This window comes from Neobacillus bataviensis (assembly GCF_019969725.1).
Genome location: NZ_JAHXYW010000029.1, coordinates 1 through 16,979 on the forward strand (window position 1 = coordinate 1; position 16,979 = coordinate 16,979).

Below are 16,979 nucleotides of genomic sequence, written 5' to 3' on the forward strand. Positions count from 1 at the left end.
TGAATCCCTTCTTTAACTATCCTGCCCCGTTAGTAGAACAAGAAAAAGAGCTGCAACAGCAACTCTTTTTTAAACACAAAATTATGAATAATCAGGATTAAATGATTGCGTTATTGTTAATTTTCATAACATATGGTACTTTTGGTCTAGAGGGATTTATGAGGTGTATACATAAATTGAAATCATTATACGAAAATTTACCAGTAGATTTTTTAGCAAGATTTTATTATGAGATAAGAAAGAACATTAAAAAACGAGTTTTATCTGAAGCAATGTATTTTGAATTAGACCTCATAGAAAAGGCAGCGAAAAATAAAGGGATCACTATCGAAGAGCTGCATAAGTACCTTTTTGTACATTAACAATTCAATCCCTCTAGCAGTAAAGACTATCTAATATGATGGTCTTTTTAATTTAATTAATGCACCCGTTAGTTGAATAACAATGTTTATTCATTCAGCTTATTCCTTCAGTCAGTACGACTGTGTCCCACTAATCTAGTGATGGTGTATCCCCCATCTCGTTCATATGTTACCCAGAAATCCTCTTCACATTTTTTGCATAACCATTCAAAATGCCCCATATTTTCTAAAACGCCACAAATAAGACATCCCTTGTTTAGCTTGTTTAGTACATTTGCTATTGAAGTTTTACCGCACCTACTATGACCAAGCATACCAATATTTCTAATTGCATCAGTAGAATAAACTTTCATAAATAATTACCCCCTAAAGCAAATTAATTTTGTATATTTATCATATATTCTTTAACTTTGTCCTTATTTCCTTATTGAACTATACTGCTTCGTTAGCACAACAAGCAAAAAAGGACCGCCGCAGCGATCTCCATCTTTAACTCTTGCACCCGTTAGTCGAACAATATCAAAATCATCCTTCAACTTTAGTTACAGTGACCCCTTCGAGCTTTACATCAAAAGTTAGAGTGACTGGACCTTCTAGTGGATTATGAGCACCTGTATAAGTATCATATTTAACCTTTATTGTAAAATCATAATTCGAATATCCTCCAGTTTTCCGATGCACCTCTAATATTTCTGCATTCCATAACCCATAACTACGAGATGGGTACTTATTGGTAAGTGCTTTCCTAGCATATGGGTCTGTTAAAACTAACAAAGCATCATAAAAATCAGTATGCTTTTCTTCGAGATAACAGCCTTTAAAGTCAAAAAACGCATGACCTTTAATCAATTTCTTGTTTTGTATCTCCTCCATTGTCCAGAAGTGATCAGTGTAATCATCAATTGCATAGCCTGATTCAACTGAAAATAGTTGAATAATAAGTTCAGTAACTTCTTTTCTCCCATCATGCCTTCCAGATATATCAATTCCCCATAGAACCACATTATTATCAATTTCTTTCAGGATTTTCAATGAATCCTCGTCCTCAATGTCCTCAATGAATGGTATAAAATCATCTTCATATTCAAAGATAGGATTAATGTATAAACAAGCATCATCATTAACTAAAACATTCCACTGTTTTTCTGGCCATTCACCAAAAGATTCATTACAATAACTGTCAAAGAATCTTATTATCGCGTCTTGTTTGTCATCTTCAAATATCAAAATTACAGAACGCATTATAAACCCCCAATTATATAACCATTTTCAATATCTTTTGTTCGCCACAAATTCATTTCTGGAAAGTCTGACATTGCTAATCTAATTTCTTCCCACTTGGTACTGTTCATTAATTGTTGGTATCCAGTTAAATCCATATATTAACCTATCCTGATTTTACTTTACATTATTAATTCCATATTAAAAATTGTATTCCTTCTTCCACTAACCTGCTCCGTTAGTTGAATAAGAATGGCTCTTAAGAAGCAGTCGAAAATTAAGTGAATTTATGAACTTCTAACAAATAATTATTCCAGACAGATCAGTAAATTTCATCAGAATATAATAATAAAAAGCCTCAGTGATTTACCGAGGCTAAATGTCGCGCGATATTTCTTCGCGCCTTTTCTTTGCGTTATATGTATATTCGCCTTCTTTACTTTCGAGATAATGCGAAACTGTGACCGCCAACATGCCGAGCGGCAGCGTTACTGCAAGGACAAAACCAGCGTAAAGCCAACGGTAAGGATGCGGAGCCTCGTCTGCAACAAAATCAATCGCACTTATGTCGATTACCTTAAGTGATGATACGATATAGATAGCGATAATAATACCGACAGCAATGGCGAAGTAGCCAGCCAAGCATAACGCGTTCCTCATTCGAAATCCCTCCGATTCATAATGGTTAATTTGACCTAAAGAATTATATGTAAAATATCGGTATTTAAGATTCTAAAATGAAAAAATATGCAGAATTAGAGAAGTATGTAAAGAAGGAAGATATTTCGGTTACTGTGTTTTTTGATTAACGGGTTTCGCTTCAACTACTTGCAAGGTAGCGCACCTATTCGGTATAATTCGACATAACGGAACAATTTACGCATGACTTAACGCTGACTTATCGTTTACATATCAACGTTTGACTTATCCAATGACTTACCGTAGGGGTAACGGATTCATACCGCTAACCTTGACAGGGTTGAGGTCGGGGGTTCGAACCCCTCACAGGTCATCATAACAGAACCTTGATAACGTTGATTTATCAAGGTTTTTTTGTTGTAACAGCGAAAGCTAATTGATTAATACAGATGCATTGGTGGCAGATTGGTGGCAAAAAAATAAACAGCCACCTCAATAGTGGCTATTAGATTGTATTCTTATGCGGTGTAGAAAACAAACGGTCAAATGTGTTGGCAGCTGCCTCGTCTGCGCTGTCCAATGCGTGACCATATAAATCCATGGTTGTTCCGATTTTTGAATGCCCTAGTCTTGCACTAATTGTTTTCATGTGTACCCCTTGATTGATTAACAAAGTTGCTGATGTATGCCTTAGCTCATGAAAAGTAATATGAGGAAGGCCAATCTCATTAATTTTCTTTCTCCACCATGATGTAATACTTGTTGGGTACATTGGTTTGCCATCCCATGTTGAGAATAGTAAAAATCGCTCTTGGCCTTCCCATTTATCCCCAACACGTAATTTCTCTTTATTTTTTAGAAGTTTAAACTGTTTTAACTGTTCAGTTACATTAGGCGATAAAGAAATTGTACGAATCGAATTCTTTGTTTTTGGTTGTCTAAAAATATACCCATTTTCCTTCGTATAGGTTAATGACTGTTTTACATAAATTTTCCCTTTTTCAAGATCTATATGATCCCATTGTAATGCCAAAATTTCACCCCGCCTCATACCAGTCGTTATTGCCAGTGTAATTATCATTTTCCATTTTTCATCCGCATTTAACAAATGGCTCATTAGAATGTTTACTTGCTCTTCTGTATATACCTGAGCTTTTTTTGATTCAACTTTTGGCTTTTGAATATTGGACACTGGGCTTTCTTTGATTACTTTCCAATCAACAGCCCTTTTAAAAATATTTCTTAAAATACGGTGATTAAATTGGATTGTCGCTGAGGATAATTTTCCGGCTTTTCCATCTGAACGGCTGCCGTCCTTGCCGAGGTTATCTAAAAAGTTTAATATTTGAAAGCTGTTAATCTGATCTAACCGCATATGACCAAATGAAGGTATTATATGGCAATTTAACGAAGTAACGTAATTTTCATAGGTGTTTGGAGCAAGCTGTTTTGAAGCGTACTTTTCTTTCCATTCTTCAACAAATTTTGAAAAGGTCATTTTTTCAGGTGCAATATACTCTCCCACCTCAATTTCGGTAACAAATTTTGCTAATTCTTTTTTTGCTTCAGTTTTATTCTTACATTTAACAGTTTTTGTACGGCGAATTCTTTTACCATTTGCATCAAACCCCGCGTTGGCCACAAGCCTATAAGAATCCGCTCCTCTTTTTTCAATATATGCCATTTTAAAAATCCTCCTTTTTTAAATTTCCTTTATAATCATCTATCCACATTATTATTTCTTCAATTGTTGGTTTTTTGGGCCGATTAATTTTGTTATGTATCTGGTCCACTGACAAACCATCGATAAAATAATATTCCCTGGCCCTCCGCTTCATTTTCGAATAATTATTTTCACAGGAACTTCTTTTCCCAGGGTGACTAGTTGGGCAAAAGCTATGAGTTCCTTTGTTAGGTGTAAAAAAGTTTCCACAGCATTGACACTTTTCAAACTTGGTGTTATTTCCTACAACTTTGGAAAGTTCGTAATAAATGTATCCAATTGGATTTTTTGCAAAAATTCCTGCAGTTGAATTTTTCCCATTTTCGCTAATTAGTAACCTTGGATGTACTTCAACTAATCTTTCGTTAATTAAAGAGTTTTTTGCAGCATTCCCAGCTAAAATCCAGTGGTCTAAATCTGTGCCACCAATCTTTTCAAAAATTTCCTTTGTAAGGGGTTCGGTTTTTAAAAAATTATAATCATTATTTTGTGTTGCTACGTGCAATGCAACACAATGTTTAAACTTGATAATTTCATATAGGAAAAAGTCAAACTTTTCAAAAACGGAATCTAAGAGTGTCTCTTTCTCTCTTTTTGGATTTTCAAAAATTAAACCATATTTATTACAAAATCGAAGAATTGAATCAGAATCATTTACGTTCAGTTTTAGAATTTCTCCTAAAATTTCCTCCTGTTTAAAAGAAAGATCATATTTGTTAATTGATGATTTTAGAAAATGACCTACGAAATTTGCTCGTGATTTATCACCTGAATTTACAAAATCCAGAAACCATTCAGCAGCGATGTAAGTAGTAGTTCCCACTTCAACAATTTTATAGGATTTATAGGATTTCATCTTTATGTCCTGGATAAATCCAAGTTGCAATTCAATAGGATATTCAAATTTCTTTCTTAAGGTTTCTTCGTCTTCACGAACCAGAGCAGGTATAAATTTTTGCATAAATAACCAGTCCTTATTTTTTTTTGTTGGTGTACGCATAAAGGTACGCATAAAAAGCATTTCATACGCTTACTTTTGATTATATCATAATACCAGCACCACGAGGATATAGCAAAGGAGGGAACAACGATTGTACAGCCGAAATTTAGAAATTCGAGATTATAAAAAACACATTCCAAACTGGTTAATTGCAGAAAAGTTGGGAATCCACGAAAACACATTCTATCGATGGATGCGATTGGAAATGACGGAAAGTATGCGATCACAAGTTATTGCAGCTATCGATGAAGTGAAAAAAGAAATTGAAAAAGCATAGGAGGATTAAATTGGAGCGAAAAACTTTAACAGTGAAAGAAACAGCGGCTTATATTGGTGTTTCTAAGGACTCTATTTACACACTGGTTAGGGAAGGTAGTATTCCCTGTGTAAGGGTTGGAAAAAGGATTTTGTTTAGGAAGAATACAATTGAGAATTGGATGCAGATAATGGAACAAAAGTCGCACAAAGATTCTTAATGAAAAAAGGGAATTTAAGGGGATAGAGAGGCACATGAAATGACGACAAGCCAATTGTTGAGAAAGGGAAACTCAAAGAAATAAATATACGATACTGAACCATAAAGCAGAACAGGAAAAATATTAATTATTTGGTGTACGCAAAAAAACCGCTCTAGTGGGGCTAGGCGGTTTGGTTTTAATACACCATAAAGTAGGTGATTAAAATTAATAAATACACTTTAGATTATATCATATCCGAGATTAAAAGGCAGATACCTATTATGACGGTCGTCGAGGAATCATCGTTACAGCTAAAAAAACAAGGGCGCAGTTATTTTGGGATATGTCCGTTCCATCGAGAAAGAACACCTTCTTTCAGTGTTCAACCGAAAAAGGATATATTTTCGTGTTTTGGCTGCGGAGTGAGCGGCGATCAAATAGATTTATTTGCACGTTTAAATGGGATTGAAAACGGAAAAGCCATTTCAATCCTGAACAAGCGAATTGGCTTACCGGGAAAAAAGCTGACCAAGGAACAGAAGATAGTGGCCAGCAAGCAGTATGAAGATAAATTGATGGTAAAAAAATTTGAACAGGATTGCAGAGCGGTTTTCGATTATCTTTGTAGTTTGCGAGATTGGATGAAGGCTGCTGCAAAAAAACATGAGAACCATGAGAATTTAGAAGAGATGCTGCAGGATACCCTTTTGATTAGCTATTACCAGGAATCAGACGATCATCGGCGTCTAATAGATGAATTGGTTCCAGTGCTCTTTGACGAAATAGATTTTGAGCAACAGATTGAAGTTTACAAGAGGGCAAAGGGGGTTGAAGAAGATTGGAAGCAACTATTGACAATGCAAGAGCCGATTTACTACGAATACATGGAATAGAGAAAGATTTCATGCAACCAGAAGAAGATTGGCGTTCACAATTACAAACATCGGAAAAAGGAAAGATTTTTAGCAATGCCTTCAATACTTTATTGATTTTACGGAACGATGAACAGCTGCAAGGAAAATTCGCTTTTAATTTATTAACGGGAAAGCCGGAGCTGATAGGGGAAGCACCTTGGTCAAGATTAGACGCGACCAATGCCATTACAGATCATGACGATTCGTGTTTGAGAAACTATTTATCTATGCATTATGGCATTAAATCGAAGGATATTGTCTACGATGCTTTGAATCAGATCGTATCAGAAAAACAATACCAACCAGTTCGGGAATATCTGAAAAGCGTACGTGATAAATGGGACAGAAAACCACGGCTCGATACATTGCTCATTGATTTTATGGGGGCAGATGATACCGAATTAAACCGTTGGCAAACACGACTAGCCCTAGTAGGAGCAGTTAAACGAGCCTTTGAGCCGGGGTGCAAATTTGACTATGTATTGACGTTAAAAGGAGACCAAGGCGTAGGGAAATCATCATTCATTCAAACGCTGGCGGTCAACAGTGAATGGTTTTCTGATTCCCTTGATGATATGAGGGGAAAAGATGCCAAGGAACAGCTGCAAGGGATATGGATTTGTGAGTTAGGAGAAATGGCGGCGGTCAGCAAAGGGGATCAGAAGAGAACTAAACAATTTATTACTTCAACACACGATCAATATAGACCGGCTTACGGTAGAAGGACTGTTAATCAACCAAGGCAATTTATTTTCATTGCGACCACAAATGATGAAGAGCCATTGAAAGATGATACTGGCGGCAGGCGTTGGTGGATCGTAGAGGTTAAAGACAAATGGTTCGAAAAAGGTCCACTTGAAGTAGACCAGATATGGGCAGAAGCCGTTTATTTCTATTACGAGATGAAAGCCAAGGGTGAACCGTTAAAATTGCCGGATTATCTTGAAAATGAAGCAAGAAAAATTCAAACCGAAAATACCGATAGAGGTCTTTATGCAGAGGAGATTGTGTATGTGCTTCAAAGGGGGTATATCGAAGTGAACAATTTCCAAGGCAAAACAAAATTGCCTATTAATGAAACATGTGCATTCCATGTCTGGGAAAGTGTATTAGGTCGATATAGACACGATTTGAAACCAGTAACAGCCAGAGAAATTAATTCAACTTTGAAAAACATTGAAGGCTGGGAATGTATCGGAAGAAAAATTTTTCATCCATATGGGAAACAAACCGTCTACAGACGTAGGGACAGATAAAGGATCGATAGAGGACTAATGATTTTTATCTGTCCGTAAGGGTTTCAACCTTACTCTCTCAAGGGTTACTGCCATTAGAGGACGGATGGGACAGATTGTTTAACTATAAAAATAGAAATATGGTGAATAAGGGGTATACAACCCATATTTAAGCCTTACTGGTTTTTATATGTCAATCTGTCCGCAAAGAGGTTATGCCATAGATTCCCAAGGGATTGACCGATGACAGATAACTAGGAAGAAATGTGTCCCCATTCAAAGGGGCGATTACAATATGGCAAACGTAGAACGACAGTACCATAAAGAAAAGGAGTGTTTGATTTTGAAGGACGTGGCCATGAAATACAAATACACGGACAAGGAAATAAAAGAATTGCTTTCTTCTATTGTGATCTTGGTTGATTCGAGAGAGCAGGAGAACAAGCATATTCTTGAATACTTTGAGTCAAAGAAAATCCCATTTGAAATAAAGAAATTGGATTACGGCGACTATTCTGCCTATCTGCCTAAAAATGTAGAGCTGGGAATTCATAGAGATTTATTTTTTCCGGCGGCAATTGAAAGGAAAAACAGTGTGGACGAGTTGGCAACAACGATTAAGGACAGGACTCGTTTTGAAAATGAATTGATAAGGGCGCAACGGTTCCCTTTTCTGATTCTGGTTGAGGATCCTAACGGCTATCAAAATATCATTAAGGGCAATTATAGAAGCGAATACCAAGCCCGTGCGTTATTAGGTTCATTAAAAGCATTTGAGACACGATATGGGTTTCAAACTGTCTTTGTTGCCCCACACACATCCGGCAATTATATTTATTATCATTTTTATTACACCATTAGGAATGCTCTAATATAGGCATTTCAGGATGACAAAAAACTCAATTACTCTGTGTTACATTTTGCCAATCAAATAAGTGAAAACAAATTTCATTAATAAACTATTTAAGGAGTGTTTTTATATGAAAACAATTAGTATTTTTGAGTATACTTTACTTAATAAAGTAGAACCGGGTGTATATACCGTCTATGTAACTGATGAAAATGGAATTCCGATAGACATAATAGATATGGAGAGTCTTTGGAAAAGTGTAAAAGAAATGGTTCAAAAAGCCGGTTTGACTTTTGAGGAAATCGATATCAAATATGATAACGATAATTTGATTCATGATAAAAAACTACAAAATGAAATACATCAATATTTAATTAATAATTCAAAATGAATACTGGTGTCTAAATGGCATTCTAACTTCAAAAAAATACTAATTTTATTGGTGTCCTTCAATTGAGGAAATGCGTAATTGCCAGGTCAAGGAAAGGGCTTAATAGGATTAGATTACCGCAACAGAAATGGGGGATTTGATTAGTGAAAACTTTTGATAATCTAACCGACAAGCAAAAAAAATTCTCTGAAATCTTTTTGGAGATAAGCAACGGACATAAGGCGGCGATTCTCGCTGGGTATGCGGAAATCGGCGCATCTCAAGAGGCTTACAGGCTGCTTAGAAATCCTCGTGTAAAGGAATACATTGATGAATTGGAAAAGGAACGCCGTGATCGCATCCAGGGCCGTCTGGCGACGATGGCAGAGAAATCTGCAGAAATGATATTTGAGCTTGCAATGAGTGCAGAATCAGAAAACGTTCGATTATCCGCCATAAAAGATATTCTTGATCGAAGCGGTTTCAAGGCGCCGGATAAAGTAGAACAAAAGAATGAGCATTCAGGAAAAATTGAGTTTGGATTTGTCGACCCTGTTGCAGTGGATGTATAATTTTTTGTCAATTCTGCTTTAATTAATGAGAGAAGTACAGTCGATTGTATTTCTCTCTATTTTTTTTGCAATAATTATTGGGGCTAAAGTCCTGCTTGGTTTTCTTTGTCGAACAATGTCTAATTATTTTCATTCAATATATATTCCTTTGATAGAGAAATAGTGATATAGTTTCCTAGGGAAAAAGTACCAAAAAAATGGGGGCGATACATATGAAAAAAACTTTTGTTTTAGTAACAGTGCTGTTAGCAGCAATACTATTGGGGAACCAGCCTAAAGCTTTGGCATTCACCGATAAGGATTGTAAAGATTTTTCAAGTAAACAAGCTGTAATGGATTTTTGGTATAGCAATGGATATAGCGCAAGTAATGATCCTCACTGCCTCGATGGTGATAATGATGGGTATCCATGTGAAGTGACATCCGGTGATTATAGTAATTTTATTGCTGCAAGTCAACCACTGGCAGCAAGTCAACAACAAGTGCTGGTTGGAAACAAGTAAATGGAAAGTGGTATTACTATGCAGGTGGTGTTAAACGTACAGGATGGCTTGCTTATAATGGGTCATGGTATTTTCTTGATTCAACTGGTGTCATGAAAACAGGATGGGTGAAAGTGGGAACTAAATGGTACTTTTTTAATTCATCAGGAACCATGAAAACTGGCTGGTTACTTTCAGGTGGAAAGTGGTATTTTCTTGATGCGAGCGGTGCCATGAAAACTGGCTGGTTACTTTCAGGTGGCAAATGGTATTATCTTGACGCAAGCGGTGCCATGAAAACTGGATGGCTTAAGTCTGGTTCAGACTGGTACTATTTAAATGCCGATGGATCTATGAAAACGGGCTGGCTACTATCTAGTGGGAACTGGTTCTACCTAAATCCTACTTCCGGTAAAATGGCGCTTGGCTGGAATGACATTAACGGAAAAACTTATTACTTCTACAGCACCGGAATTATGGCAGCCAATACAACGATTGAAGGAAAACAAATTGGAGCTGACGGTGCTGTTGTAGCCGTTGACCCAACATTAAATAAGATTAAAGAAGTTGCTGCTCCTTACGGCGTAACTGTTGAATATGATGCAGAAAATGATGTTTATGATTTATACGATGGTGATGAATACATCGCTAGTGTTGTGGCAGATGGAATAGTTTTTGCTGATGCTGCTCACAAAGAATTGTTTAAAAAGCTTGCTCTTGCTCTTGGCGCACCGGTAACAGAGACTGAGCTAGATGATTTAATCGCACAAGCTCTAGTTAGCGAAACTTTTGATGTCGATACTGGCTCTGTCTACGTTGCTGCACATCAAACAGGATTTGTAATCGTTTGGGGAACTGCTTATTCAGCAGAGTAATAATTTTATTAAACGAAGCCCCTTAGTGTCGGGGCTTTATCGATTTATAAAAATATATTCCTACTAAAGGGATGCAATAGTTAAAGATGGATCGCTGCGGCGATCTTTTTTATTGAACTAACGGACATTCAAGATGGCAGAAGGTATTATGGGTGAAAGGGATAAAAACAAGTAAATTTAAATGTAGGTAATTTGTGAATGATTACACTTAAACTGAAACCTTACAAGCTAAGGTGTCTTCACTATCCACCCAAAAAGATTAGATGCCATTCCTGCGTACTGCAATTTTAAGCCCACTAGCTTGCTTAATTCGAAATTAATTTCCTCGCTCATCATTATTAAAAAGTTAAAAGGATTTTTCCATTTTTTGTAGAAATAGATGGAGTTAAAACGAATTTTTGCTTGAAATTCATTTTAGGAGGACTTTTGATGGTCTATGAAAGACAAATAGAAGACGTCGTGGATGCTTTACAAAAAGCCAAAGATGATAGAATTAAAGTCAATTTACTAATAGGTGCAGGTTGTTCAGTTACCGGGAATATTCCTACAGCAGATGGTCTGATAAATAAAATAAAGGAACTTTATCCAAGAGACTATAAAAGGGCTAATCCAAAGGATTATGCAACATGTATGTCAAAAATTACACCAATTGAACGAAGAAATTTAATAATGAGTGTTGTAAAGGATTCAAAGGTTAACTGGGCTCATATAGCTATTGCTCAACTATTAAAAAATAATTTGGTCAATCGTATTATCACTACAAATTTCGATAATTTAGTGCATAAGGCTTGTTCTTTAGTAGGAGAATTTCCAGCAATTTACGATTTGACCACATCAAAAGATTTCCGCACAGATTTATTATTTGATAAATCTGTTCTCCATTTACATGGACAACACACTGGATTTGTCTTATGTAATACCGGGGATGAAGTAAATATACAGGCTCAAATTTTAAAACCGGTTTTTGACCAACTTAATCAAAATAGCTTATGGATAGTTGTTGGATACAGTGGAAATAATGACCCGATTTTTCAACTTCTAACTGAAAAGGATTTATTTGAGAATAGATTGTTTTGGGTGGGATACAAGGATAGTAATCCAAATGAAAATTTAAAGAAAAAACTATTTTCAGAGGAAAAATATGCTTTTTATATTAGAGGATATGATGCAGATTCATTTTTTGTATTACTTGCTCAAAAATTAGGATGCTTTCCTCCAAATTTTATCAAGTCACCGTTTACGTACCTCGCAGAAACAATGGAGACAATTTCAAGATATGAAGCACCAGTATTTACTCAACCTAATGACTTTGAAAACAGGGGGATATTTATTAATCCGAATATACAATCAACGACAAAAAAAGTAATTCAAAAAGCTATTGACCAAATTGAAAAAGACAGCGTCTTAATGGCTGAACACTATATATTAGCTGGGCTTTATGATGAAGTAATAAAATTAGATAATCCAGATTCAGAAAATAGTGACCTTGAAGACTTGATAATTTCTGCTTTAACCGGAAGAGGGGAAATAGATGACCTTAAGCAGGCGGAAACTAGATTGAAAAATCAAATTATAAAAGATGATAAAGCTATTTATCATGATAAATTATGGTTTGTATATCTCAAGCTTGCTTTCTCGGGAGGGATAGATAGTCCTGACATTTGTTATTTAATCCAATCCTATAACGAAAAATTATTAAGTTTAGAGTTACAAAATGATAGGTTTCTTATTATTCTTATTAATAGGCTCCTAGAATCAATTATTGATAAAAATAAAAATCCTAGAGCAAAAAACAAAATCCCATATGGAAAAATTGAAGAACTAATTGAATCTTTCCTTTATATTTTTGATAAAAATTATAGTTCATCGAAATTTACTAGGGAAACACAAATGGACAAAGAGGAAAGTTTTATTAGCCTTTCTTTTATATATGAATTGATTAAAGATGAAAGATTTGAAATGGCGGAAAAGGCTCTTGTAGTGTTTGATAAATATAAAGAGGAATTAAGGGATCAGTTACCTTTTTTAAAAGCAAACTGGGGATATTGGTATTTTAGAAATGAAAAAATTGAACCATATTTTGCAGAGGAGAATGGTAAATCCAATTATGAGGCTGCTCTGAATATTATTTTTTCAACAAATTCATTTAGGGAAAATAATGAAGTCGTTTTTTACGCAGTTAAACAAAAATACTTATTAGAAAATTCAAGGTTTTTATATAGATTTGATGAAAGGGAAAATGAAGCAAAAACATTATTGCTTGAAGCAATATCATACGGTGAAAATAGTTACAGCAAGTATATATATAAAGAAGCAATAAAACTAGCGAAAGAAAAGAGTCTTCCTCAAATAGAAGAAGTTATGCAGCAAGTTGCTACAGGAAAAATAGATTAAATATTTACCAAAAGCAATCATGCAAAAGAATTTCCTGTTCAACTAACGGGGCAGTTTTGAGCAACATTGTTGTAATCTATTCAGATTTCCACTTGAATCTTACGTAACGTAATGATTTATAATGAACGTAACAGCATGATGAAACGCGGGCCAACGGCCAAAAAAATCGAACAAAATAAAATTCGAAATCGGAGAAGAAACGGACATGAGAAAACTCGTATTGTTCATTCATGTGTCACTGGACGGGTATGCGTCGGATTCGAACGGAAGACTCGATTGGATTCCGTACAACGAGGAATTTGAGAAATACGCCGAGGAGGTCGTACCCGAAGTCGGAGTTCCCGTTTACGGACGGACAACGTATCGCATGATGGAGAGCTACTGGTCCACAGTGCTGGACGATCCGAATGCAACGAGGCACGAAATGGAGCATGCCAAATGGCTGCAGGATGTTAAGAAGATCGTCATTTCCGGCACGATGGACAAGGTGGAATGGAACAATACGATGCTGATCAAGGACAATATCGCAGAGGAAATCAAGGTACTCAAAGAGCAGCCCGGCAAAAATCCCGTTATCTTCGGCAGCCCGGGAGCGGCAAAGACGCTGCTAAAGCTTGGCCTGATCGACGAATTCCTGCTTACAATTTGTCCAGTCGTCCTTGGCGGCGGAAATTCGGTATTCGACGGCGGAGGCGAGAAAATCAGGCTTAAGCTACTGTCCAGCCGAACGCTCAAGTCGGGCATTATCGCGGCCCGCTATGAGTTGGAGAAATAGACGTACAAGGTGTTCCGCTAACGGAGAACTTTAATTGAATAACAACTATGCTAGTCCACCTTTTGTATAGGTGGATTTTTCACTTTTATTAAATGTATGAATTTGTCTAGAAACTTACATCGAAGAAGGCTATGCTGTTATTAAACTAACGGAGCAGGTTAGTGGAACAAGAAAAGATGGAAATCCTTCTCTCTTTAATATCGCATTTGAGGGATATGGTGCAGTTTTGAGTATGCCTCTGACGGGATTCGAACCCGCACTCCTTTCGTAAGCATAGGCTAAGGACAACACGCTTCCCTACGGAATTTCACCAACAGGAATTTCACCTGTTTCAGCTAATTTGCTTTTCGGTGCTTCTGAAACCTTTGCCTTGCGACCTGGTGGCTACAATTGTTTTCCAGCGCTCTTCCCTTCTAGAGCTACAGAGGCGTTTAAGAAATTATATGCCGAAGAATTGCAAAGAATCAACGATTATTTAAGTTCAATTAAATAGTGCTTCGTTAATAAACCAGCAGCTCTTGTGCTGCTTTTTTCTTATTGAACAAACGGGGCAGTTTAGTTGAACAAACGTCATTAGCTTTTTTTCAACAATCGGGCCATATTGTGAAGTGTAGACATATTGATACCGGGTAAATTAATTTAATGCTAAGATCAATTTAAGCCCAAGATTATAATGAGTGGCTTTCTGATGAGTAGGTACAAATAACAAAAACACTAATACATTTTTAAACCGCTTATAGATAGGATTATTTAGGGTATCTTTTAATGAAGCTGCCTATATAAACGGCAGCTTCATTACGTTAATGGTATCTATTACTAACGGATTTATTCGACGTAGTTGGCTAGTAAAATGTCGCCCTTTGCTAGTTACAAGGCGACATTGAATAGGTATTATAATATCTGTCCCGTTAACTAGGTAGAACGCAATCATAACCAGAACTAGTGAATGTGTAGATAGCTAAAGGAGGACCCATTTTGAAGTCTCATACTCGTATTAAAATCCCAGCAGGATTTTGGGCAGGCATACATAAATTAGGGATTGCTCCCCACGACGTGGCTCGAAAAGCACAACTGCCGCTCACCATTATTAATGACCCAGCTGTCACCACCGACCAATATTTCGCGATTTGGCAGGCTTATTCGGATCTCATTGATGACACTGCCGAAGGAATTATCAAGCTTACGACCGTCTTTGAAACAGCGCATTACCCACCCGCAGTCTTAGCGACTTACCATGCTCGTGACTACCGTGACGCTCTAAAACGAATGGCACGGTACAAACAACTGTGTCCTCCTGAAAGCTTACGTATCACCGAGGAAGGTGAGGACTGTACAATTGAACTAGATTGGTTGTATACCGAGCAATCAGGTCCATCGATGCTGGTTGGAATCACTCTGGCATTTCTTTTGGAGCTTGGACGTCGAGGCACAGGTAAACCGTTGATGGCGAGATCTGTCGAATTTTCGCACTCAATGGGAGACATACAGGCACTTGAAGCTTACTTTGGCTGCCATATCCGGATTGGTGAAAATTGTAACAGGTTGACGCTACATCGAGGAGATCTGGACCTCCCTTTTGTCTCGTACAACGAAGAGTTGCTGGAGATTCTAACTCCCGTATTGGACAAATCGTTGGATGAGCAGCAACGCAGTCGCTCAATCACCGAAATAGTCAAGTGGATCATGAAACGTAGCCTACCAGGAGGGCACCCTGACATTAAGAATGTCGCAAGCGAGTTGGGGATGAGCGGTCGTACCTTGCAGCGACGTCTTACTGACGAAGGCACGAGCTTCAAGCATCTTTTGACACAAGTCCGACATAAGTTGGCTCGAGAGTACTTGGCAGACCCCTCGTTCGATATTAAAGAAGTAGCCTTTATGATTGGATATGAAGACCAGAACTCGTTCTACCGCGCCTTCCGCATTTGGGAAGGTGATACTCCCACAAATTGGCGTACTGAACATTTAGGTACAAACTCGATAAATTAACTTTGTCTTAAAAGTACATTTTTTTACACTATATTAAAAAAGATTAACCTAATTATTACCTTAAAGGATAGGAGCGTTTTTATTATTAACTTTTTATAATCATAAAAGGTAAATGAAATGGAGAAATGTATTATGGATATGGGATTAAACAATAAAACAGCTTTAGTTACAGGATCAACGAAAGGTATAGGTAAAGCAATTGCCATTGAACTTGCCAAAGAAGGTGTCAATGTACTAATTAATGGACGAAATTATGAAGAGGTAGAACGAATTGTAAATGAAATTAAATCGGAGTTCCCGGCTACCTCTCCTCAAAATGCTTCAGCCGATATTGTCGATATTCAACAAAGAGAAGCTTTATTTAAAAAATACCCCACTATTGATATTTTAGTTAACAATATGGGTATCTATGAAATTATGCAATATGAGGACATTGACGATGAAGTATGGGAAAAATACTTCCGTACTAATGTTCTTGCTGCAAATGGATTATCTAAATTTTATTTACCTAAAATGTTAAAAAATAATTATGGTCGCATTATCTTTATTGCGAGTGAAGAAGCAATCATGCCTTCAGGACAAATGCCTCAGTATTGTATGACAAAATCAATGCTATTATCATTGTCAAAAAGCTTATCTAAATTAACAATAGGAACAGAAGTTACAGTCAATACGATCATGCCAGGACCAACACTCTCTGAAAATGTTCATCAAATAATTGATGGTATATACCCTAATGATGATATGACTTTTTCAGAAAAAGAGAAAGAATTTATGACTACAAACCTACCTCAATCTGAAATACAACGATTTATCAAGCCAATTGAAATAGGTAGACTAACTACATTTGTGTGTAGTCCTTATGCATCCGCATTTAAAGGTTCCCCTATCCGTATGGATGGGGGAATGGTACCGACTATTTTTTAACATTTTTCTATTTCAAATATTGTATATAAGTTTAAGAAACGTATAACAATAGGATGCTCTAATACTATAGAATTGGAGTTTCCTATTTCCTTTCTTATTCCACAAAAGGGTGCTTGAGTTGAACAGTGGGGTTGCTGCGGCAATCCCATTTCTTATTCAACAAACGGGGCAGGATAGTTAAAGAAGGGATTCG

19 protein-coding genes, 1 tRNA gene and 1 pseudogene are annotated in these 16,979 nt (G+C 36.6%); 16 read left to right on the top strand and 5 right to left on the bottom strand.

Features of this window, described 5'->3' with window-relative positions; all coding sequences use genetic code 11:
* Positions 1 to 176 precede the first annotated feature (176 nt).
* The gene (locus tag LC455_RS30400) at positions 177 to 362 is read left to right on the top strand and encodes a hypothetical protein (protein ID WP_223596682.1); all 186 of its coding nucleotides are present in this window, start codon (positions 177 to 179) and stop codon (positions 360 to 362) included.
* Between the two features lie 107 nt (positions 363 to 469).
* On the opposite strand, the gene LC455_RS30405 is transcribed toward LC455_RS30400, so the two are convergent.
* The 3 genes from LC455_RS30405 to LC455_RS30415 form a co-directional block, all read right to left on the bottom strand.
* Positions 470 to 715: a hypothetical protein gene (locus LC455_RS30405; RefSeq protein WP_223596683.1), complete on the bottom strand. Its 246-nt coding sequence runs from the start codon at positions 713 to 715 to the stop codon at positions 470 to 472.
* 172 nt (positions 716 to 887) lie between these two features.
* Positions 888 to 1,604, bottom strand: a complete 717-nt coding sequence (locus tag LC455_RS30410) for a DUF3888 domain-containing protein (RefSeq protein WP_223596684.1) — start codon at positions 1,602 to 1,604, stop codon at positions 888 to 890.
* A 354-nt stretch (positions 1,605 to 1,958) separates the two neighbouring features.
* On the bottom strand, positions 1,959 to 2,243 hold the full coding sequence (locus LC455_RS30415; RefSeq protein WP_223596686.1) for a hypothetical protein: 285 nt from the start codon (positions 2,241 to 2,243) through the stop codon (positions 1,959 to 1,961).
* Positions 2,244 to 2,516: 273 nt separating this feature from the next.
* Here LC455_RS30415 and LC455_RS30420 point away from each other — a divergent pair.
* Positions 2,517 to 2,595, top strand: a tRNA-Val gene (locus LC455_RS30420).
* A gap of 132 nt (positions 2,596 to 2,727) precedes the next feature.
* Here LC455_RS30420 and LC455_RS30425 read toward each other — a convergent pair.
* Both LC455_RS30425 and LC455_RS30430 read right to left on the bottom strand, forming a co-directional pair.
* A complete protein-coding gene (locus tag LC455_RS30425; protein WP_223596688.1) occupies positions 2,728 to 3,906 on the bottom strand; it encodes a tyrosine-type recombinase/integrase in 1,179 nt (392 codons plus the stop codon).
* 1 nt (position 3,907) lies between these two features.
* A complete protein-coding gene (locus LC455_RS30430) occupies positions 3,908 to 4,906 on the bottom strand; it encodes a hypothetical protein (protein ID WP_223596690.1) in 999 nt (332 codons plus the stop codon).
* 130 nt (positions 4,907 to 5,036) lie between these two features.
* Here LC455_RS30430 and LC455_RS30435 point away from each other — a divergent pair, with 130 nt between their 5' ends.
* The 14 genes and pseudogenes from LC455_RS30435 (at position 5,037) to LC455_RS30495 (ending at position 16,786) form a co-directional block, all read left to right on the top strand.
* The gene (locus tag LC455_RS30435) at positions 5,037 to 5,222 is read left to right on the top strand and encodes a hypothetical protein (RefSeq protein WP_223596692.1); all 186 of its coding nucleotides are present in this window, start codon (positions 5,037 to 5,039) and stop codon (positions 5,220 to 5,222) included.
* Positions 5,223 to 5,232: 10 nt separating this feature from the next.
* Positions 5,233 to 5,421 (top strand): helix-turn-helix domain-containing protein, encoded by a 189-nt coding sequence (locus tag LC455_RS30440; RefSeq protein ID WP_223596694.1) that lies wholly within the window; start codon positions 5,233 to 5,235, stop codon positions 5,419 to 5,421.
* Positions 5,422 to 5,684: 263 nt separating this feature from the next.
* Complete coding sequence (locus LC455_RS30445) at positions 5,685 to 6,296, top strand: CHC2 zinc finger domain-containing protein (RefSeq protein ID WP_440446442.1); 612 nt, start codon at positions 5,685 to 5,687, stop codon at positions 6,294 to 6,296.
* A complete protein-coding gene (locus tag LC455_RS30450) occupies positions 6,242 to 7,573 on the top strand; it encodes a virulence-associated E family protein (protein WP_223596698.1) in 1,332 nt (443 codons plus the stop codon). Before LC455_RS30445 ends, LC455_RS30450 begins: the two co-directional genes overlap by 55 nt.
* 337 nt (positions 7,574 to 7,910) lie before the next feature.
* Entirely contained in the window at positions 7,911 to 8,429 is a 519-nt protein-coding gene (locus LC455_RS30455; RefSeq protein ID WP_223596710.1) for an ERCC4 domain-containing protein, read from the top strand.
* Positions 8,430 to 8,532: 103 nt separating this feature from the next.
* Complete coding sequence (locus LC455_RS30460) at positions 8,533 to 8,793, top strand: hypothetical protein (RefSeq protein WP_223596700.1); 261 nt, start codon at positions 8,533 to 8,535, stop codon at positions 8,791 to 8,793.
* 143 nt (positions 8,794 to 8,936) lie between these two features.
* On the top strand, positions 8,937 to 9,344 hold the full coding sequence (locus tag LC455_RS30465; RefSeq protein WP_223596702.1) for a terminase small subunit: 408 nt from the start codon (positions 8,937 to 8,939) through the stop codon (positions 9,342 to 9,344).
* A 212-nt stretch (positions 9,345 to 9,556) separates the two neighbouring features.
* Positions 9,557 to 9,847: an excalibur calcium-binding domain-containing protein gene (locus tag LC455_RS32135; RefSeq protein WP_440446443.1), complete on the top strand. Its 291-nt coding sequence runs from the start codon at positions 9,557 to 9,559 to the stop codon at positions 9,845 to 9,847.
* Positions 9,844 to 9,942 (top strand): annotated as a pseudogene (locus tag LC455_RS32020) (N-acetylmuramoyl-L-alanine amidase family protein); the annotation flags it as partial. The gene LC455_RS32135 and the pseudogene LC455_RS32020, both read left to right, overlap by 4 nt.
* Positions 9,940 to 10,701, top strand: a complete 762-nt coding sequence (locus LC455_RS30475) for a hypothetical protein (RefSeq protein ID WP_369075777.1) — start codon at positions 9,940 to 9,942, stop codon at positions 10,699 to 10,701. The pseudogene LC455_RS32020 and the gene LC455_RS30475, both read left to right, overlap by 3 nt.
* A gap of 429 nt (positions 10,702 to 11,130) precedes the next feature.
* Entirely contained in the window at positions 11,131 to 13,095 is a 1,965-nt protein-coding gene (locus tag LC455_RS30480; protein ID WP_223596704.1) for a hypothetical protein, read from the top strand.
* Positions 13,096 to 13,300: 205 nt separating this feature from the next.
* A complete protein-coding gene (locus tag LC455_RS30485; protein ID WP_223596706.1) occupies positions 13,301 to 13,870 on the top strand; it encodes a dihydrofolate reductase family protein in 570 nt (189 codons plus the stop codon).
* Positions 13,871 to 14,842: 972 nt separating this feature from the next.
* A complete protein-coding gene (locus tag LC455_RS30490) occupies positions 14,843 to 15,859 on the top strand; it encodes an AraC family transcriptional regulator (RefSeq protein ID WP_223596712.1) in 1,017 nt (338 codons plus the stop codon).
* Between the two features lie 132 nt (positions 15,860 to 15,991).
* Positions 15,992 to 16,786, top strand: a complete 795-nt coding sequence (locus LC455_RS30495) for an SDR family NAD(P)-dependent oxidoreductase (protein WP_223596708.1) — start codon at positions 15,992 to 15,994, stop codon at positions 16,784 to 16,786.
* Positions 16,787 to 16,979 lie beyond the last annotated feature (193 nt).